8 protein-coding genes are annotated in these 18,780 nt (G+C 43.6%); 5 read left to right on the forward strand and 3 right to left on the reverse strand.

All coding sequences use genetic code 11. The features are described 5' to 3' along the window. Positions 1–157: 157 nt before the first annotated feature. Positions 158–1,168, reverse strand: coding sequence for a glycosyltransferase family 2 protein (locus QUA45_RS10270; protein ID WP_333098358.1), 1,011 nt, complete (start codon positions 1,166–1,168; stop codon positions 158–160). 142 nt (positions 1,169–1,310) lie between these two features. Further along, positions 1,311–2,228 (reverse strand): histone deacetylase, encoded by a 918-nt coding sequence (locus tag QUA45_RS10275; RefSeq protein ID WP_333098360.1) that lies wholly within the window; start codon positions 2,226–2,228, stop codon positions 1,311–1,313. Between the two features lie 77 nt (positions 2,229–2,305). Between QUA45_RS10275 and QUA45_RS10280 the strand changes: the two genes are divergently transcribed. From QUA45_RS10280 to QUA45_RS10295, 4 genes are all read left to right on the forward strand, one after another. Then, positions 2,306–2,815 (forward strand): hypothetical protein, encoded by a 510-nt coding sequence (locus tag QUA45_RS10280; protein WP_333098361.1) that lies wholly within the window; start codon positions 2,306–2,308, stop codon positions 2,813–2,815. A 774-nt stretch (positions 2,816–3,589) separates the two neighbouring features. Beyond that, positions 3,590–8,290: a PAS domain S-box protein gene (locus QUA45_RS10285; RefSeq protein WP_333220590.1), complete on the forward strand. Its 4,701-nt coding sequence runs from the start codon at positions 3,590–3,592 to the stop codon at positions 8,288–8,290. Continuing rightward, positions 8,256–10,283 carry an adenylate/guanylate cyclase domain-containing protein gene (locus QUA45_RS10290; protein WP_333098446.1) on the forward strand — a complete coding sequence of 676 codons (2,028 nt, stop codon included), beginning with the start codon at positions 8,256–8,258 and terminating at the stop codon, positions 10,281–10,283. The genes QUA45_RS10285 and QUA45_RS10290 overlap by 35 nt, the downstream gene beginning before the upstream one ends. Positions 10,284–10,537: 254 nt before the next feature. Further along, entirely contained in the window at positions 10,538–11,428 is an 891-nt protein-coding gene (locus QUA45_RS10295) for an alpha/beta fold hydrolase (RefSeq protein ID WP_333220592.1), read from the forward strand. Between the two features lie 560 nt (positions 11,429–11,988). On the opposite strand, the gene QUA45_RS10300 is transcribed toward QUA45_RS10295, so the two are convergent. After that, complete coding sequence (locus QUA45_RS10300; protein ID WP_333098367.1) at positions 11,989–12,870, reverse strand: Cof-type HAD-IIB family hydrolase; 882 nt, start codon at positions 12,868–12,870, stop codon at positions 11,989–11,991. 356 nt (positions 12,871–13,226) lie between these two features. Here QUA45_RS10300 and QUA45_RS10305 point away from each other — a divergent pair, with 356 nt between their 5' ends. Next, complete coding sequence (locus QUA45_RS10305; protein ID WP_333220594.1) at positions 13,227–18,755, forward strand: ATP-binding sensor histidine kinase; 5,529 nt, start codon at positions 13,227–13,229, stop codon at positions 18,753–18,755. Positions 18,756–18,780: the final 25 nt, after the last annotated feature.

The raw sequence follows: 18,780 nt of genomic DNA on the forward strand, positions 1-18,780 counted from the left end.
TAGATGCCGACGATATTAATGGGTCTATCAGGTTTTTGAGGAAGGATCAATCCGGTTTTATCGCTCGATAATACTAATTTCTCGGCTGCATCATAAAATATTTTGCTTGCCTAGGTCAACCTAGTTTAGTTGGCTTTGACCGATTTACCAACTCCCTTTAAAAGTTTTTGGATTTTTGAATCTTACCCCCCTTAAAAAATACACTATTTAATACAAAATCCCTCAGTAATTGTGGTGGATCGCCATCGGGTTTGCCTTGAAGTACGCGGCGCACCCTCCAGGCTGCAAAACCAGAAGCCCAGGATACATCAGTTAATGCTGTGTAAACCAAGCCGTAGTTTTTGATAAAGTACCTACGCCGTGAATCAAACCAATAGGTAGGCAGCCTCTTGGCGGGCTTTTTGGTGTCAGTGACGCCTGAGCTTTGCCCGACTAAGTGGACAACGCGACTTTCGGGTACGTACCAGCAACTCCAGCCAGCTTTGTTCGCTTGCAAGCAAAAGTCCATTTCTTCGCAGTACATGAAATAAGCTTCATCCATCAAGCCAATCTTTTCAAATACTTCGCGACGGACGATCATGCTGGCTCCAGCTACCCAATCAGTTTGACAGGTTTCTTGGGAAATGGGAGGCGCTGCGACCCAGTTGGCTAATAACTTAGATATAAAGCCTGTCCGCCAACCAAAATCGAGTTCGGTCAAAATGTTGTGAAACCGAAAAGCTGACTCCTGGGGCGTGCCGTCGGGGTCTTCCAAGCGGCTGCCGGCGATGCCGGCTTCCGGATGAGTGTCCATGAAATCGACGAGGGTTTTTAAGGCACCGGGGCGAACTATGGTGTCGGGGTTGAGCAGCAGGAAGTAAGGGGGGGGATTGGTGGATTGGAGGGCGGGACGGATCAGGGCGTTGTTGCCGAAGGCAAATCCGCCGTTACGGTCTAGGGGAACGAAGGATGCCCATTCATTCCAGCCTTCTGAGGCGATCGCACTACTAATTTCTTCGACTGAGCGATCGCCTGAAGCATTGTCGCCAACTACAACTCGCATACCGGGCAGCGATTGAACTTCGCTAACTAGAGAGCGCAAGCAGTCAATTGTCAAACTAGAGGTTCGGTAGTTAACAATGACAACCAGCAGTGGATAGGGGTGATTGGACTCGCTGGCCTTCGACATAAGTACCGTTGTTTGTTTAACAACTTTTTAGCTCAAGTTGTACCCATCTGGCAAGCTGGAGCGATCGCTAATAGTATTTTTATTTGTTTGGGTGAGGGAGACTGTTTTTTCGGCCATATTTCGGAAATCTGGCCACTCTCGATCAAAGTCGATACTGCCTGTAGGCTTGACTGGCGGCTCGGTGCAGCAGCGAATGCCGGTAAACTAACCCCTTAGCGTCATCGGAATAGCCCCCGCCAATCACGCACGCAACGGGATAGCCACCAGCCAAACACGCCATCAAAACTTGCATTTCCCGGCGAAATAAGCCCGTATCAGTTAAAGCTAATTTTCCCAGTTTGTCACCGTGATGAGGGTCTACTCCAGCATCGTACAAAACTAAATCAGGCTTGACACTTGAGAGCAAATCTGGTAAAAATTTATCCAATGTTTGTAAATATTCGTCGTCCTCCATACCGGCAGGCAAAGGTACATCTAAATCGCCCTTTTGTTTAGTGCCGGGAAAATTGACTTCGCAGTGCATCGAGAAAGTAAAAACGCTGCTGTCATCTTGGAATATTACAGCGGTTCCGTCTCCTTGGTGGACATCTAAATCGACAATTAAAACTTTGCGAACTAAACCATTTTTTTGCAAGACGCGAGAGGCGATCGCCAAATCATTAAAAATACAAAAACCCGACCCAAAAGCCGGGAAGGCGTGATGAGTTCCGCCCGCAGTATTGCAAGCCAAACCGCAGTCTAAAGCGAGCTTGGCAGTTAGTACAGTTCCTGCAACCGCAGTGCAAGTGCGATTAGCAAGGGCGCGACTCCAAGGCAGACCAATTCGCCGAGTCGCTTTGTTATCGAGCGTCCCGTTGCAGTAAGCTTGAACATACGAGTGGTCGTGGACTAATTCAATCCATTCTTGAGGGGGAAGTTCGGGAGCGTGAAATTGCGATTCCTCTGCTACCCCGTCCGCGAGCAGCATCTGGTAAAGCATCCGAAACTTGGCCATCGGGAAGCGGTGATTCGGTGGCAGAGGTGCAATGTAATCTTCGTGGTAAATAATTGGTAAGTCCATTAAAATTATTGTATAACGAATGAATCTCCAATTGAAAGCCTGCAATCTCAAATTTAAATTCGCTGGAGAACCTGTATATGCAACAACTAAAAACAGTCTGGCAGTCCGGTAGCAGCCACCCCGAAAATGCTGACAATCTCCATAATATCAGTGAGTGGTGGGGAAACCTCAACGGTAAAGAAATTAGCTGGGTAGAGCGACTGATTCCGCAAATCGGCGGTCTGAGCGAAATTCACTGGCACCCCCAGCGTTTTGACGAAACATTTGTGATAGTCAATCCCGAAATTCGAGAGGAAACTCTCTATTGGTACAAGCCCGATTCTCCAGTCCAACGTAACAACACTGTTGACAAACTAGAACTTGACAACTTGCAACAGCAATTGTACATCTATCCTCAGTTGGAAGCGGAACTTGTAATTCGTGTTGGAATTTCCGAAGTTAAATATCAAACACTTGAATTAAATAATCCAGAAATCGCCTTGGGCGAAGATAATATGCTGCTATTATGGGAGGCTGACCAAGAACTAGAAATTAAAATTTACTTTAGTCAGCAAAATTTTGCTAAACTTAAGGAATTGCTGGCATAGAAAAGACCTAAAAAAGAGTTTGTTTCGTAGGCTTTGGAGGCGAGTGGATGAATCTATAGCAATCCTTGCAGGAGTCGTAAATTTTTACCCTACCCGCAACCCTCTCCGAACCCGATCGGGAGTAAGAAATTAACAAATAATTGAGGATTGCTATATACTCTTAGTTACCTAGTAAATATCTTAAGGCTGAGGGGCGGGTGCGTCAAAACCGAGGTTTTTCACCGCTAGACTTTGTTGCAGCGACAAGAGTAAAAAAAACGGTTTCTTCGCCTCGCACTATGTCCAGGTGTGTATCTCTGCTAAAACCCTTTGAATGTGTTAACAGAATATCCATAAACTTGCGTTATCCTCCTGGGAGTTTTAATGCTAAGGTCAAGTAAAAAACTGTTTTGGGCGTATCAACCGGGTTCTACGAAAATATTTTGTCCCAGCCATTGAACAAAAATAAAAAACCCGGTTGCTTTGATTTGGAGTGCCTCAGCGAGGATTGTTGTTCTGCAAAGTTAATTAGGATATCAAATAATGGGATTTGTTTGGGCAATAAGATATGGTTAAATACGGTTAATTTGAGGAGAAACCTTAAGACAAGCAACCAATTAGCTTAAAAAATAGAATGTGCGTTAGTTGATTAGTTAATATCTAAAATTAATCCTCTATTTGCGGATTTTTAAAATGTTTGAAAGAATAATTATATGATGATGGAAGTAATCGCTAAATTCATTAAATCATCAATCTGCTGCTTGCACTAAAAAATTCACAATAATCGGACAAAAGATGATATTTAACAAAGAAACTATTCACATTTTAATTATTGACGATCAGCCCCACAACCTGCGTTTTATGTCAAACATATTGACGAAAGAAGGATATAAAGTTCAGCGGGCGATTTCGGGAGAAATGGCGGTCAATGCTAATTTTACTGTTCTCCCCGACTTAATTTTGCTAGATATTGCTATGCCCAAAATGAACGGATATGAAGTCTGTACTCGACTGAAATCCAACGAGAGAACGAGGGAAATCCCGGTTATTTTCTTGAGTGTTTTTGATGAAACTTTTCACAAAGTCAAAGCTTTTGAAGTCGGCGGTGTTGACTACATTACTAAGCCTTTTCAAGTGGAAGAAGTTTTAGTGCGTATCGAAAGTCAATTGACTATACAACAGTTATCAAAACAATTAAAACAGCAGAATGCTCAACTGCAACAAGAGGTAGAATTTCGCAAGCGGACAGAAGAATCACTCCGGGAAAGTAAAGCGCGGTTGCAGAAATTGGCGGTCAATATACCGGGAGTTCTTTATCAATTTATAAAGAAATCCCAGGGGAGTTTCAAGTTTGAATATATTAGTTATGCTTGTCGAGAGGTTTACGAATTAGAGAGTGAGGAACTATTAAAAAATCCTTACTTGTGCTTCGATCAAAATCATCCAGATGACCAAGAATATCTAGTCAAACAAATTACTACTAGCGCCCAAAATTTAGAACCTTTTGCCTGTGAATGGCGGATTATTACACCGTCGGGTAAACTCAAATGGCTGCAATCTAATTCTCGGCCAGAAATGCGCGATAATGGCGATATTGTTTGGTATGGGGTACTTTATGATATCAGCGATCGCAAGCACGCAGAAATAGAAATTGCTGGAGCTAAAGCTGCTTTAGAGCGGCAAGTTCAGCGAGAATTGCTGATTGCAAAAATAACTCAAGAAATTCGCTCAAGCTTGCAGCCAGAACAAATATTTCAAATAGCTGCAACTCAAATCGGTCTGGCATTCTGCGTCAATCGCTGTTTGATTCATACTTACGTTACTACTCCCCAAGTCACTATTCCTCTGGCGGCCGAGTATCTAGAACCCGATTGCGAATCTATTCGGAACGTACCTGTTCCAATTTGGGGCAATCCTCACGTCATACAAATGATGATACAAGATCGGGCGATCGCCTCCAACAATGTTTATTCAGACCCTCTGTTGAAAGCTGTTCAACCTATTTGCCAGAAGGTTGGGTTAAAATCGATGTTGGCAATTCGCACTTCCTACCAAGGCAGGGCAAACGGCGCTATCGGTTTGCACCAGTGCGATCGTTACCGGGAATGGACTTCCGAGGAAATCGACTTATTAGAAGCTGTGGCGGCTCAAGTAGGGCTCGCTATCGCTCAAGCCAAACTGATCGAACGAGAAAAAAACCGAATTCAGCAGCTCGATCGGCAAAATAAAGTGCTGCAAGCAGAAATTCGCACCCGCGTCCGCGCCGAGCAAGCTCTGCAAGAATCTGAAACTGAATTGCGGGCGATTTTTGCGGCCATGACTGACACAGTTTTAGTGAGAAATGCAGAAGGGCGCTGTATCAAAATCGCTCCGACAGCATCAACAAATTTGGTGAAACCTCCCAGCGAGATGATTAACAAAACCGCCCATGAAGTCTTGCCGGAACCTGTAGCAGATTTAGTATTAAATGCCATCCAACAAGCTCTAAAAACCAAGCAAAGCATCAATGTAGAATATAGCTTTAAAGTCGGAGATCGTGAAGTTTGCCTCGACGCTAAAGTTTCTCCGCTTACTCCAGATTCAGTAATTATCGTAGCCAGAGATATTAGCGTTCGCAAACAAACAGAATCCGCACTCAGAGAGAGCCAGCACTTCATTCAAGCGATCGCCGATTCCAATCCCAACCTATTGTACGTTTACGATGTAATTGAACAGCGGAATGTTTATACCAACCGACAAATTTCGACGCTACTCGGATACACAGCCCAAGAAATACAAGATATGGGTACAGCAATGATGCCAATTCTGCTCCACTCCGACGATTTGCCAAAGTTTTTTGACAGCATCCAAAAAGTAGATGAAGCCAAAGACGGTGAGGTTATTGAATGTCAATACCGCATGAAACACAAAAACGGTGAATGGCGGTGGATGCACAGTTGGGATACAGTATTTCTCAGAACAGCCGATGGTAAACCCAAACAAATTCTCGGCACTGCTAATGACATTACAGACCGCAAATTAGCCCAAGAAAAACTGCTAGCATCCCAACAAAGAATCTCATTTTTATTGCAGCAAACGCCGATCGCAATTATCGAGTTAAACCTAAATTTAGAAATTATCACTTGGAATCCCGCAGCCGTGGCTATTTTTGGCTACAGTGAGCAAGAAGCGATCGGTCGAGTCGCCTCGGATTTGATCTTACCTGAAAGCTACCACCCGCAATTATCTGATATTTTCAATCATGACTTGAATGCCAAATCCAGCGGCACTACCGAAAATCTGACCAAAGACGGCAGAATTATCATCTGCGAGTGGTACAATACTCACCTAATTGACGATAACGGTACAGCGATCGGCATTGCTTTAATGGCTGTAGATATTACCGAACGCAAGCAGGCAGAAACCGAACTGCAAGAAAGTGCTTTACGACAAAGGGCGATCGCCCGCATTATTGAAAGAATGCGGCAAACTTTAGATATCCGAGAAATTTTTCACGCTACAACCAGAGAATTGCGCCAAACCATGAAGTGCGATCGAGTCGCTATTTACCGTTTCAATCCAGACTGGAGTGGCGAATTTGTAGCCGAATCCCTTGACCGCAAGTGGGTTTCTTTCATCCAAGCACAAGATACCGATTCTAACCTTACTGAAGGCGCTTTAGATAGTGAACTTTGCCTCGTCCAAAAATTAGATAGTATCTCACCAGAAGTCCACGATACCTATTTGCAACAAACCCAAGGCGGAGCATACAGCAGAGGTAAGACTTACCTTTGTGTTCCAGATATTTACAAGCAAGGTTTCGATAATTGTTACATCCAATTGCTAGAAAAATTTCAAGCTAAATCCTACATTATTGTACCAATATTTTCCGGCAAAAAGCTCTGGGGATTACTAGCATCCTATCAAAACTCGGCTCCCCGCCAGTGGAGTGAAGCTGAAATCAACGTTGCAGTTGATGTAGGTACTCAGCTAGGAGTAGCATTACAGCAAGCGGAATTGCTCGCCCGCACTCAAAGGCAGTCGATGGAACTGATTAAATCCAAAGAAAACGCCGAAGTTGCCAACCGCGCCAAAAGCCAATTTCTAGCTTCCATGAGCCACGAACTCCGCACACCCCTCAACGCCATTCTCGGTTTTTCCCAAGTCATGGCGCGCAATAGTTCTATCACAGAAGAACAAAAAGAATACATAGAAATTATTAACCGCAGTGGCGAACATTTGCTAGAACTCATCAATGATGTTTTGTCAATGTCCAAAATAGAAGCAGGTCAAATTACCATCAACCCCAGCCGCTTCAATCTCTACAACCTTCTCAACAGTCTCAAAGAAATGCTGCAACTAAAAGCCAACTCCAAAGGTTTGCACCTCATCTTTGAAAATGCCGAGGATTTGCCGCAGTACATTCAAACAGACGAAGCTAAATTGCGGCAAGTTTTAATTAACCTACTCGGCAATGCGATTAAATTTACTCAGCAGGGAACCGTTACTTTGCGCGTCAGCAGCCAAGCTGAACAAGACGCCACCGAAGAAAACAAATCCCAATTGTATTTTGAAATTGCCGACACGGGCCCCGGCATTTCTCCCTCAGAAATTTCCACATTATTTAAGCCATTTTTACAAACCGAAACGGGTCGAAAATCCATGCAGGGAACTGGTCTGGGGTTGCCCATCAGCCAACAGTTTGTCCAAATTATGGGAGGTGATATTGCTGTTGAAAGTAAACTAGACCAAGGCACAATTTTCAGTTTTAATATCTGGGTAAACCTAGTAACAGAAAGTGATGAACAAGAAAAACCGCCGATTAAACAAGTTATTTCTTTAGAAGCGGGACAAGAAACTTATCGGATATTAATAGTTGAAGATGTAACGGAAAATCGCCAACTGCTGCTTAAGCTGCTGGTACCCCTGGGATTTGAAGTTATGGAAGCAATTAACGGGCAAGAAGCAATTGCTTTGCATTCAACTTGGAAGCCGCACTTGATATTAATGGATATGCTGATGCCTGTGATGGATGGGTATGAAGCGACAAGACAGATTAAGAAAACTATAGAAGGTAAAGAAACAATAATTATTGCTTTGACTGCCAGTGCTTTTGACGAGCAGCGACAAATAATTTTGTCGGCAGGTTGTAACGATTTGATATGTAAACCGTTTCGGGAAGAGGTACTATTTGAAAAGATAGCGCATCACCTCAACCTGCGTTATATTTATGAGAAAGAAAACTTATCTACTTCTTTTTCAACACCGACGCTGCTTAAAAGTTTGACCACCGAGGATTTGAGTGTAATGCCCACAGACTGGGTGGTCGAGCTGCACCGAGCAGCACTTTGTGTAGACGACAACCGCATCCTCGAACTGATCAAGGAAATTCCCGAAACTGAGGCAAATCTCGCTAACGCTTTAACAGATTTAGTCGATAATTTTCGGATAGATATCATTATCGATTTAACTCAATTATATGATGATGAACGACCATCGATTACCAGCGACTCCTAAAGACATTCTGATCGTTGACGATATGCCGGATAATTTGCGACTTTTATCCACTATGCTGACATCTTACGGGTATCATGTCAGGAAGGCTATTAACGGACACTTGGCTCTGCAAGGAGCACAAATATCTCCTCCGGATCTAATTTTACTAGATATTAATATGCCGCAAATGAACGGGTATGAAGTTTGTGAGCAGTTAAAGTTAAGCGAAAAAACTAAAGATATTCCGGTAATTTTTATTAGTGCGCTAGATGACGTGCTGGAAAAAGTTAAAGCTTTTCAAGTAGGAGGAGTGGATTATATTACTAAACCGTTTCAAGTAGAAGAAGTCTTAGCCCGCGTCCAAAACCAACTTTCCCTTCGTTCGCTGCAATCCAAACTGCAACTGCAAGCTAGGGAACTGCACGATCGCAATTCTAGATTGCAGGAAGAAATAGCAGAACGGCAGCGGGCTGAAGAATCAATCCGGTTTTTGCTGGAAACTACGCGGGCGATCGGCGAAGCTGTAGACTTTCACTCAGCTTTAGAAGTAATTTTGCACCAAGTGGGCGAAACAATCGGATGGGATGTAGGAGAAGCTTGGATTCCCAATGCAGAAGGAATTGTGCTGCAATCTGCCAGGGGCTGGTATGCGAGCAACGCGAGGATGGATGCGTTCCGCAAGCAAAGCGAACAACTAACATTTGCCATGAATATAGGGCTGCCGGGACGAGTTTGGGCATCCAAGCAACCGGAATGGGTAGAAGATATTTCCAAGGGCTACCCGCATTTTCTCCGAAGTAAAATAGCACTCGAACTCGGATTCAAAGCTGGTTTTGGCGTGCCGATTTTGGTAGGCGATGAAGTATTGGCAGTGCTAGTTTTCTTTAAAATTTCGTCGGAGGGGAAAGACGCACGATTTATAGACGTTTTTAATGCGGTAGGCACTCAATTAGGTTCTTTAATTCAGCGCAAACAAGCAGAAGAATTGCTGCGTATCGCTCAAGAAAAATATCACAGCATTGTAGAAAATGCGATGGAAGGCATTTTTCAAAGCACGCCTTCAGGAGGCTATCTCAGCGCTAATCCAGCTTTGGCAAAATTGTACGGTTACGACTCGCCAGAAGAACTGATGTCCGAGATTAACAATATTGCTCAGCAACTGTATGTTGACCCGGAACGCCGCCGCGAATTTGTGGCTGCTATGGATACTGAAAATGCCGTTTCGGGGTTTGAATCTATGGTATGTCGCAAAGACGGGCGTCGGATTTGGGTGTCAGAAAATGTTCGGGCTGTTCGAGATTCCAAAGGTGAGCTGCTCTACTATGAGGGTACTGTTTCTGACATTACAGAGCGCAAATTAGCGCAAGAAGCGCTAAAAGTTCAACAAGAGCAAAGCGAGAAGTTGCTGTTAAATATTTTACCCAAACCAATCGCAGAACGCTTGAAGGCAGAGCAAAGCACGATTGCCGACAGTTTTGCCCAAGTAAGTGTTTTGTTTGCTGATATTGTTGGCTTTACTGAGTTGTCTGCTAGAATGTCTCCCACCGAGTTGGTCAAGCGCTTGAACGTAATTTTTTCGCACTTCGACCAGTTAGCTGAAAAGTACGGTGTGGAGAAAATTAAGACTATTGGCGATGCTTACATGGTAGTCGGGGGATTGCCTACGCCGAGACAGGATCACGCCGAGGCGATCGCCCAAATGGCCCTGGGAATGCAGGCAAAAATAGCAAAGTTGTGCGCCGAGACAGGGGAAAAACTTGCAATTCGGGTTGGCATCAATTCCGGGCCGGTGGTTGCGGGAGTAATTGGTGTGAGCAAGTTTACGTATGATTTGTGGGGAGATACGGTGAATGTGGCGGCGAGGATGGAAGCTACGGGTTTTGCAGGCAGCATTCAAGTTACTGATGTTACTTATGAGCTTTTGAAAGATAAGTATTTGTTTGAGAGGCGAGGCGTGATTCCGGTAAAAGGTAAGGGGGATATGATGACTTATTGGTTGCTAGGAAAAAAGTAAAAATTCGGAATAGGGAAGAAAGAAGTTCGGCAACGAGCACTGTACAAGATGTAACGGATGTCAGTCCGATGTCCGTCGGAAGAAGGAAGAAGGAAAAAGGGGTAGAAAGAAGGAAGTATGTTTATTTATTTAACCTGATATCTTCCATCCTTCTCAAGAGTTGAAAGTTTGTGTGCGGCGTTGCTCCGGCGCCGCCCGTAGAGGGATTGTGCTGCTATGATGAAAGAAGTTAATGAAAATTTACATTTAGAGCCGTGACAGCACAACAGCTAGTATCTGCAACAAGTTTTGAAAAGCTAATTTGGACTTGGAAAGGTCACAAAATCCAATATACCGTCCAAGGAACCGGCCGCCCTCTGATCTTGATTCACGGATTTGGCGCTTCGATCGGACATTGGCGGCAAAATATCCCCGTACTCGCAGCCGGCGGCTATCGCGTATTTGCTCTAGACTTGCTGGGATTCGGTGCTTCTGCCAAACCAACCCTAGATTACACTCTGGAATTGTGGGAAGAATTGCTGACTGATTTCTGGGCGGATCTGGTACAGGAACCGGCGGTATTTGTCGGGAATTCGATCGGCGCTTTGCTGAGTTTGATGGTAGTCGCCAACCATCCAGAAATATCAGCAGGTGGAGTCTTAATCAACTGTGCCGGCGGGCTCAACCACCGGCCGGACGAACTCAATTTCCCGCTGCGAGTAGTGATGGGGACTTTTACTAAATTAGTTCGATCGCCCCTGATCGGCCCCTTTATGTTCAACAACATCCGCCAAAAACACCGCATCCGCAACACTCTGCGCCAAGTCTACGGGAACCGCGAAGCCATCACTGACGAACTCGTAGAACTCCTGCACGCCCCATCCTGCGAGCCCGGAGCTCAACAAGTGTTTGCCTCGATTCTCACAGCCCCTCCAGGCCCTCAACCCTCAGAACTGCTGCCCAAAGTCGATCGTCCGTTATTGGTACTTTGGGGCGCAGACGACCCCTGGACGCCCATCGCCGGCAGCCAGATTTATCAACAATTGGCCGCCAACGATAAACCAGTCAAATTTGTTTCAATTCCCAACACAGGCCACTGTCCCCACGACGAGCGGCCGAGTGAAGTCAACGCTCTGATTTTGGACTGGCTGCTGGAAGTGAAGTAAAATTTTTTCTGCTTGAGGCAACCCTTGGGCGATCGAGTCAAACCCTTGCAGTGCAATAGTTTTGCCTCGCTCCTCCGCACCGACACTCCGGCAGCAGCCGACTCAAAAAACAATTTTTGGAAAAAGTATTGACACAATTTACTGAGTCAGCTATATTGATGGACGTGTGAGGAGCGAACCAGAAGAAGCACCGAGACGAAACACGGCCAGTCGTCGGTGCTTTTTCTGTTGCAAGGCATTTTTAAGAGTTTTAAATTATCTATAATTCACATCCAGAAGATCTGTAAGCCCGCCCGGCTTTCTTCAATTCTTCCTTCGTGTTCTTAGCGTCTTCGCGGTTCGTTAAATAAATATTCTGATCTTGCAAAAAAAGTAATTGACTCCACTTGAGCGGGAAAAATCCGAAAATGTGGATCTTTTTAGATCATCAAAATTTGATTGCATAGAAGTCAAAACTAGACAGTTATATAATAATAAATTGTCGCTGGGTCGGGGCGGGTCGATCTAGATTTTTTCCAGATGTTGGCAAACCCGCCCCTGCGGTATTGGTGCTACAAATATCAACGATCGCCCAAAACAAATTGTTCGATCGCAGCCGCCACCCCATCTTCCTCCACATCCGGCGCCACCCAATCAGCAGCAGCCTTCACGCCATCAGGAGCATTGCCCATCGCCACGCCCACACCCGCATAGGCAATCATTTCTACATCATTAAAATTGTCGCCGATCGCCATCACATTCGCCGCCTGCAAACCCAAAAGTTCCTCCGCTAAATACTGCACCGCATCTCCCTTATTCGCCAAAGGATGCGTAGCTTCAAAAAAAGTAGCAACGGATCGAGTCAAATAAAGCTCTGCAGGCGTGTAGCGCTGCCGCATACTGCTCAGCAAGCCGTCGAGTACCCCCGGATTCTCGCACAATGCCAAAACTTTCGTCGGTTCCCCCGGAAGATCTCGCCGAAAATCTTTAATCACCATTGGTTCAATGCCCGATCGTTCGGCATAAATTCCGGTAGCTGCGGTAATTTCCGGCACGTAAAGTTGGTCCTCAATGTAGAAATGGATCGAAAGTAGCGGTCGCAAATGCGGTTCTTCAAAATAATCTAAAAGTTGCAGAGCAGTTTGTTTCGACAGCGGCAAGTGCCGCAGCCGTTTTTGAGTAGCGTGATCTTGAATCCACGCGCCCTGGTAGCAAATCAGTGGCAATGTTGAGCCGATGTCGCGGTGAAAACGCAAAGCTGAGCGGTACATCCTGCCTGTAGCGACGGCCACTTTCACTCCCCGCGACTCGGCAGCCAAAATTGCCTGCTTGACAGGTTCTCGGATGGTATTTGACAAACCTGCGATCGTGCCGTCTATATCCACTACCAGCAATTGAATGTCTGCGGTGCCAAAAGCGCGATCGGTAGCATTAGCTGGATTTGAGGCAGTTATATTCTGCATGATTTTTTTAGATTTTAGCTGTTGATTTGCACGCACCCGTTTATTTTGGCACTGGGGGGATAGCAAAGTGCGACTTCTGATTTTTTGAAGACTAAAATATAGATAAGTAAATAAGCGACAAAAAAAGTATCTAGGAGGACCCTTTAGGGATGTATTTAGCTCAGCTATATAATAGTAGCCAGTTTACTGCCGTAAAAACCACACTCGATCGTGATATGTATTTTCACTTACTTAATAATACTTGTGGCTAAAAAGAATGTAACTGTAGGTCAGAGCTAAAGACTTATGTCATCAATCATTTCCGATTTAACCTTGAAAATTGTATAACCGCATATTTAAAATTACCCCCAACTATCATGATTTCTATTCCGGGATACCGCATTGACGGAGAACTTTATACAAACTCTCACACCGTTATTTATCGAGGCCTGCAGCTTGAGGAACAAAAACCCGTTATCCTCAAAACTCTCACGCCGCCATACCCTAGCCCAGCGCAAATATCCCAACTCCTGCACGAATCCGAAATTCTTGAAAATTTGAGTTTGCCCGGAATAGTCAAGCTTTACAAAATAGAAACATATAATCACTTTCCTGTTTTAGTTTTAGAAGATTTTGGTGGCATTTCTCTCAAAGACTTTCTCGGCAACAACCAGCTAGAGTTACCACAATTTCTGCATATTGCCATCAAACTAGCAGAAACTATTGGGCAACTTCACGAACACCACATTATTCACAAAGATATTAAACCCAGCAATATTATTGTCAATATCAAGACAGGAGATGTCAAGATTGCTGATTTTGCGATCGCCTCCCTGCTACCGGGCGAAAACCCTGCCCCCAGCCATCCCCATTTACTCGAAGGCACTCTCGCCTATATGTCTCCTGAACAAACGGGACGAATGAATCGGGCGATCGACTACCGCACCGATTTTTATTCTTTAGGCGTCACCTTTTATGAAATGCTTTGTGGCGAATTGCCTTTTAAGGCGATCGATCCCATGGAATTAGTACACTGCCATATTGCTAAAACGCCAGTTTCTCCTTGTGAAAACAGAAAGCAAAAAGTAGAAAGCAGAAGCATCGAAGGCAGAATCAATCAAGTAGGAACCAAGGAGATTCCTCAAGTCGTTTCCGATATCGTCATAAAACTCTTAGCAAAAACAGCCGAAGACAGGTATCAAAGTGCTTTCGGACTTTTGTACGACTTGGAAAATTGTCTCGCTCAACTGCAAAATACAGGCGAAATTTCCCACATAACCCTCGGCGAGCAAGATCAGTCAAGTCACCTGCAAATTTCCCAAAAATTTTACGGGCGAGAAGCAGAAGTTAATATGCTTCTCAGTATCTTCCAGCAGATGAGGCGAGGCAATACAGAAATCGTGCTAATTTCTGGTGGTGCCGGTGTGGGAAAATCTTCGTTAGTATATGAAGTTTACAAGCCGATTCGGTCGGAAAGCGGGTATTTTATTGACAGCAAATTTGAGCAATTTAAGCGCGATATTCCCTACGCTTTTTTACTCCAAGCTTTTCAAGATTTGTTGCGACAAATTTTCACCGAAAATGCTGCAGAAATCCATCTTTGGAAAGAAAAAATTTTAAAAGCACTCGGCGGTAACTGCCAAGTCATTATTGAAGCTATTCCAGAATTAGAACTGATTGTCGGTCCGCAGCCCCCCGTTCCAGATTTAGGAGCAAATGAATCTCAAAATCGCTTTAATTTAGTATTTCAAAACTTCATCCGCGTCTTTGCTCAAAAAGAACACCCCCTAGTAATTTTCCTGGACGACTTGCAGTGGGTCGATTCAGCATCTCTCAAGTTAATAGAACTGCTAGCAACTGACCTGGGAACTCAATATTTATTAATAATTGGAGCTTATAGAGAGCAAGAAGTAGATGCAAATCATCCTCTAATGGTGACCGCCTCAGCAATTAAAAAAGCAGGCGGCACTGTAAGGGCGATCGCCCTTTTGCCTTTAGATATAAGCAGCGTCAACCAATTCGTTGCCGATACTTTGAACTGCGCCCCCGAAAACTCGCTAAGTTTAGCCGAGTTGCTTTATCAAAAAACTGATGGAAATCCATTCTTTTTAACTCAATTAATAAAATTTCTGCACTCAAAAAGTTTGATTAAATTTAAACTTTATCCATCGAAGAATGTGAGCCATCTAGCTGAAACTAACCAGTCGGTTTTAGCACAACCAATCTCAAAAAAAGTTGTGAACAAATGCCATATCACAGGCGAATGGCAGTGGGATATCGAACAAATACAAGAAATGGGAATAACGGACAATGTTGTAGAATTAATGATAGATAACATTCAGAAACTTTCAGAGAATACCCAGGAACTGCTTAATTTAGCCGCTTGTATCGGGAACAAATTTGATTTAAAAACTCTCTCGACAATCGCCGAAAAACCTCTGGCGTCCGCAGCAACAGACCTCGGTGAGGCACTTCAGTCCGGTCTGATTTTGCTCGTTAATAACGCCTACAAAATTCCGATCGCACTAGCAGCAAGTACAGAAGTAACAGACACAATATCTAGAGATTTTAGCGACAAATTTTCCCTGCCAGTGGCGAATGTTTCTAGCGAAACTTACAAATTTTTGCACGAGCGAGTGCAGCAGGCAGCTTATGCTTTAATATCCGCTTCTCAGAAACAAGAAATCCATCTAAAAATAGGCAATTTTTTACTCAAAAATGCACCGCCAGAACAATTAGAAGAGCATATTTTTGATACCGTAAACCAACTAAATTTTGCCAAAGAGATCATCATCAGCCAATTAGAAAAATTTCAATTATGCCAATTAAATTTAATGGCAGGTCGCAAAGCAAAAGCAAGTGCAGCTTACGAACTTGCCCTGAAATATTTAACCACAGGTATTGAACTGCTGGCACCCGAAAGTTGGCAAACTGACTACGACTTGACTCTTGCACTTTACGAGTCAGCAGCAGAAGCTGCTTACCTCAATACCGACTTTGAGCAAATGGAAAAATGGGCTGAAATTGTTCTGCAACACGCAAAAAATGAACTAGACAAAATTAAAGTGTTTGAAATCAGAATCATAGCTTGTGGGATGCAAACCAAACTCCAAGAATCGGTAAAAATTGGTCGCGAAGCGCTAACAATGTTAGGGATAAACTTTCCCGAATCGCCGATTCCCCTCCACATTCAGCAAGCACTGGCTAAAACCGCAGCTTATTTAACCGGAAAGAAAATAGAAGATTTAATTAACTTGCCCATTATGACAAATCCGCATAAATTAGCAACTATGCGCGTGCTTTCCAGTATGTTTTCAGCTACATTTATAGTTGAACCTGTGCTGCTGCCTCTGATTGTGTGCGAGCAAGTTAATTTATCTATTAATTACGGAAACTCTACTTTTTCTGCCTTCGGTTATGCTAATTACGGAGCAATTTTAAAAGGAATAGTTAGAGATATTGAATCGGGCGATCGCTTTGGTCAATTAGCTTTAAATTTGAGCGATAGATTAAATGCGTTAGAATTCAAAAGCAAAACGCTTAATTTAGTAGCATTCATTTTGATGAACGGCAAGCATCACGTTAAAGACTCTTTGCCGCTATTAGAGGACGCCTATCAAAGCGCGCTAGAAAATGGGGATTTAGAATGTGTCGGATATGCAGCCGTAAATATTTGTCAGTCTTTGTATTTTATCGGTCAAGAATTGCCACAACTGGAACGGAGAATGGTAAGTTACAACCATTTGCTGTTTCAACTCAAGCAAGAAACTGTATTGACTTGGAACCAAATATATCGGCAAACTATTTTGCAATTGATGGGAAAATTGGAAAGTTCGCACATTGTATTAGGTAAAGCATACAGCGAAGAAAAATTGTTATCGCTGCTGTTGAAAGCTAACGATCGCGTGGGACTCCAGCACTTTTATTTGCAAAAGCTAATACTAGCATATTTATTTGGAGATACTGCTACAGCACTAGAAAATGCAGCGCAAGCCGAAGTATATTTAGACGGAGTTGCAGGCTTTATTAATGTTTCTGAATACCAGTTTTACGATTCTCTAGCCCGGCTAGCAGCCTATCCATCTGCCACAAATGAAGAACAAGAAGAGCATATTTTTTACGCTGTCAGCAACCGGAAAAAACTGCAACAAAAAGCGCTGTCTGCGCCCATGAATCTTCAGCACAAATGCGACTTACTTACGGCAGAAAAAGCGCGCGTTTTGGGCAATGTGGTGAGAGCAATGGAATATTACGATCGCGCAATTGAAGGAGCAGAAGAAAACGGATACATACAAGTACAAGCACTAGCAGCAGAATTGGCAGGAGCATTTTATCTATCCATAGGACGAGAAAAAAATTCTAAAACTTACTTAACAGAAGCGCGTTATTGTTATCAGCGCTGGGGAGCAACAGCCAAAGCAGCACATTTAGAATCAAAATACTCGCACTTGCTAACTTCCGGCTCGATTTTAACTAATATTGAAACTCACAAATCTACCAGCAGCGCTTCCACTACCAACGACAGTGCAGGCGTGCTAGACTTAACCACAGCAGTTAAAGCATCGCAAACCTTAGCAGGCGAAATAGTTCTAGACAAGCTGCTGGCAAAAATGATGAAAATTGTTATTGAAAATGCGGGGGCACAAACAGGCTTTTTAATACTAGAAAAAGAGGGTCAATGGGTGATTGAAGGATCAGGATCTGTAGATGTCGATCGCGTTGCTGTCATGCAATCAATTCCGATAGATTTTGTAGCCGACGATCGAGAAGTAACTTTGCTGGCAGTTGCAGTTGTGAATTACGTCGCCCGCACCCAAGAAAGTATAGTTTTAAACGATGCCACCCGCGAAGGGCAATTTACTCGCACACCCTATATAATGGCAGTTCAACCTAAATCAATTCTTTGCACTCCGTTAATTAATCAAAGCCAACTCACTGGCATTCTATATTTAGAAAACAATCTGACTACAGGCGCTTTTACACAAGACAGGTTAGAAATATTAAAACTGCTGTCTTCTCAAATTTCTATCTCCATCAAAAATGCTCAACTTTACGCCAACTTGCACCAATTCAATCAGAATCTCGAAAATTTAGTACAGCAGCGTACCTCCGAACTCTCCCAAACTTTAGAAGACTTAAAATCAGCTCAAAATAAACTGGTAGAATCGGAAAAAATGGCTGCTCTCGGAGGGTTAGTTGCAGGTGTTGCCCACGAAATCAATACTCCCATCGGCATCGGCATCACCGCCGCCTCCCTGCTTGCTGAAAAAGCCACAAAGTTTTTTGAGGTTTACAGTAACGGCCAAATAAAACGTTCCGAATTAGAAAAGTTTCTGGATACCGCCGTGCAAAGCAGTAATATGATCTTATCTAACCTCACGCGGGCGGCAGACTTGATTCACAGTTTTAAAGAAGTAGCTGTAGATCAGTCTAGCGAGTTAAAACGCAGGTTTAATGTTAAAAACTATCTAGAGGAAATTTTGACATCCTTAAGTGCCAAACTCAAAAGAACTAAGCACAAAATAGAGATTGAGTGTGATGAAAATATTGTTGTGGACAGTTACCCCGGCGTAGTGTGTCAAATTGTGACAAATCTGGTGTTGAATTCGCTAATTCACGCCTACGAGGTAGAAGACGAAGGAGTTCTGGCTTTTGATTTCAAACTAGAGGGCGATCGGCTAATATTTGAATATGCCGATAACGGCAAAGGAATTGACCCAGAAAATCTCAGTAAAATTTTTGAACCATTTTTTACCACCAAAAGAGGTCAGGGAGGCACGGGATTGGGACTGCACATTATTTATAACCTTGTTACTCAAAAGCTAAAAGGCACAATTAGCTGCACAAGTCAACTAAATAAAGGGACAAGATTTATGATTGAATTTCCCGCTAAAATGAGCAGTTAGTTATTAGACCGCCAACATGGATATA

The sequence above is a fragment of the Microcoleus sp. Pol12A5 genome (assembly GCF_036701435.1).
Taxonomy (GTDB): domain Bacteria; phylum Cyanobacteriota; class Cyanobacteriia; order Cyanobacteriales; family Microcoleaceae; genus Microcoleus.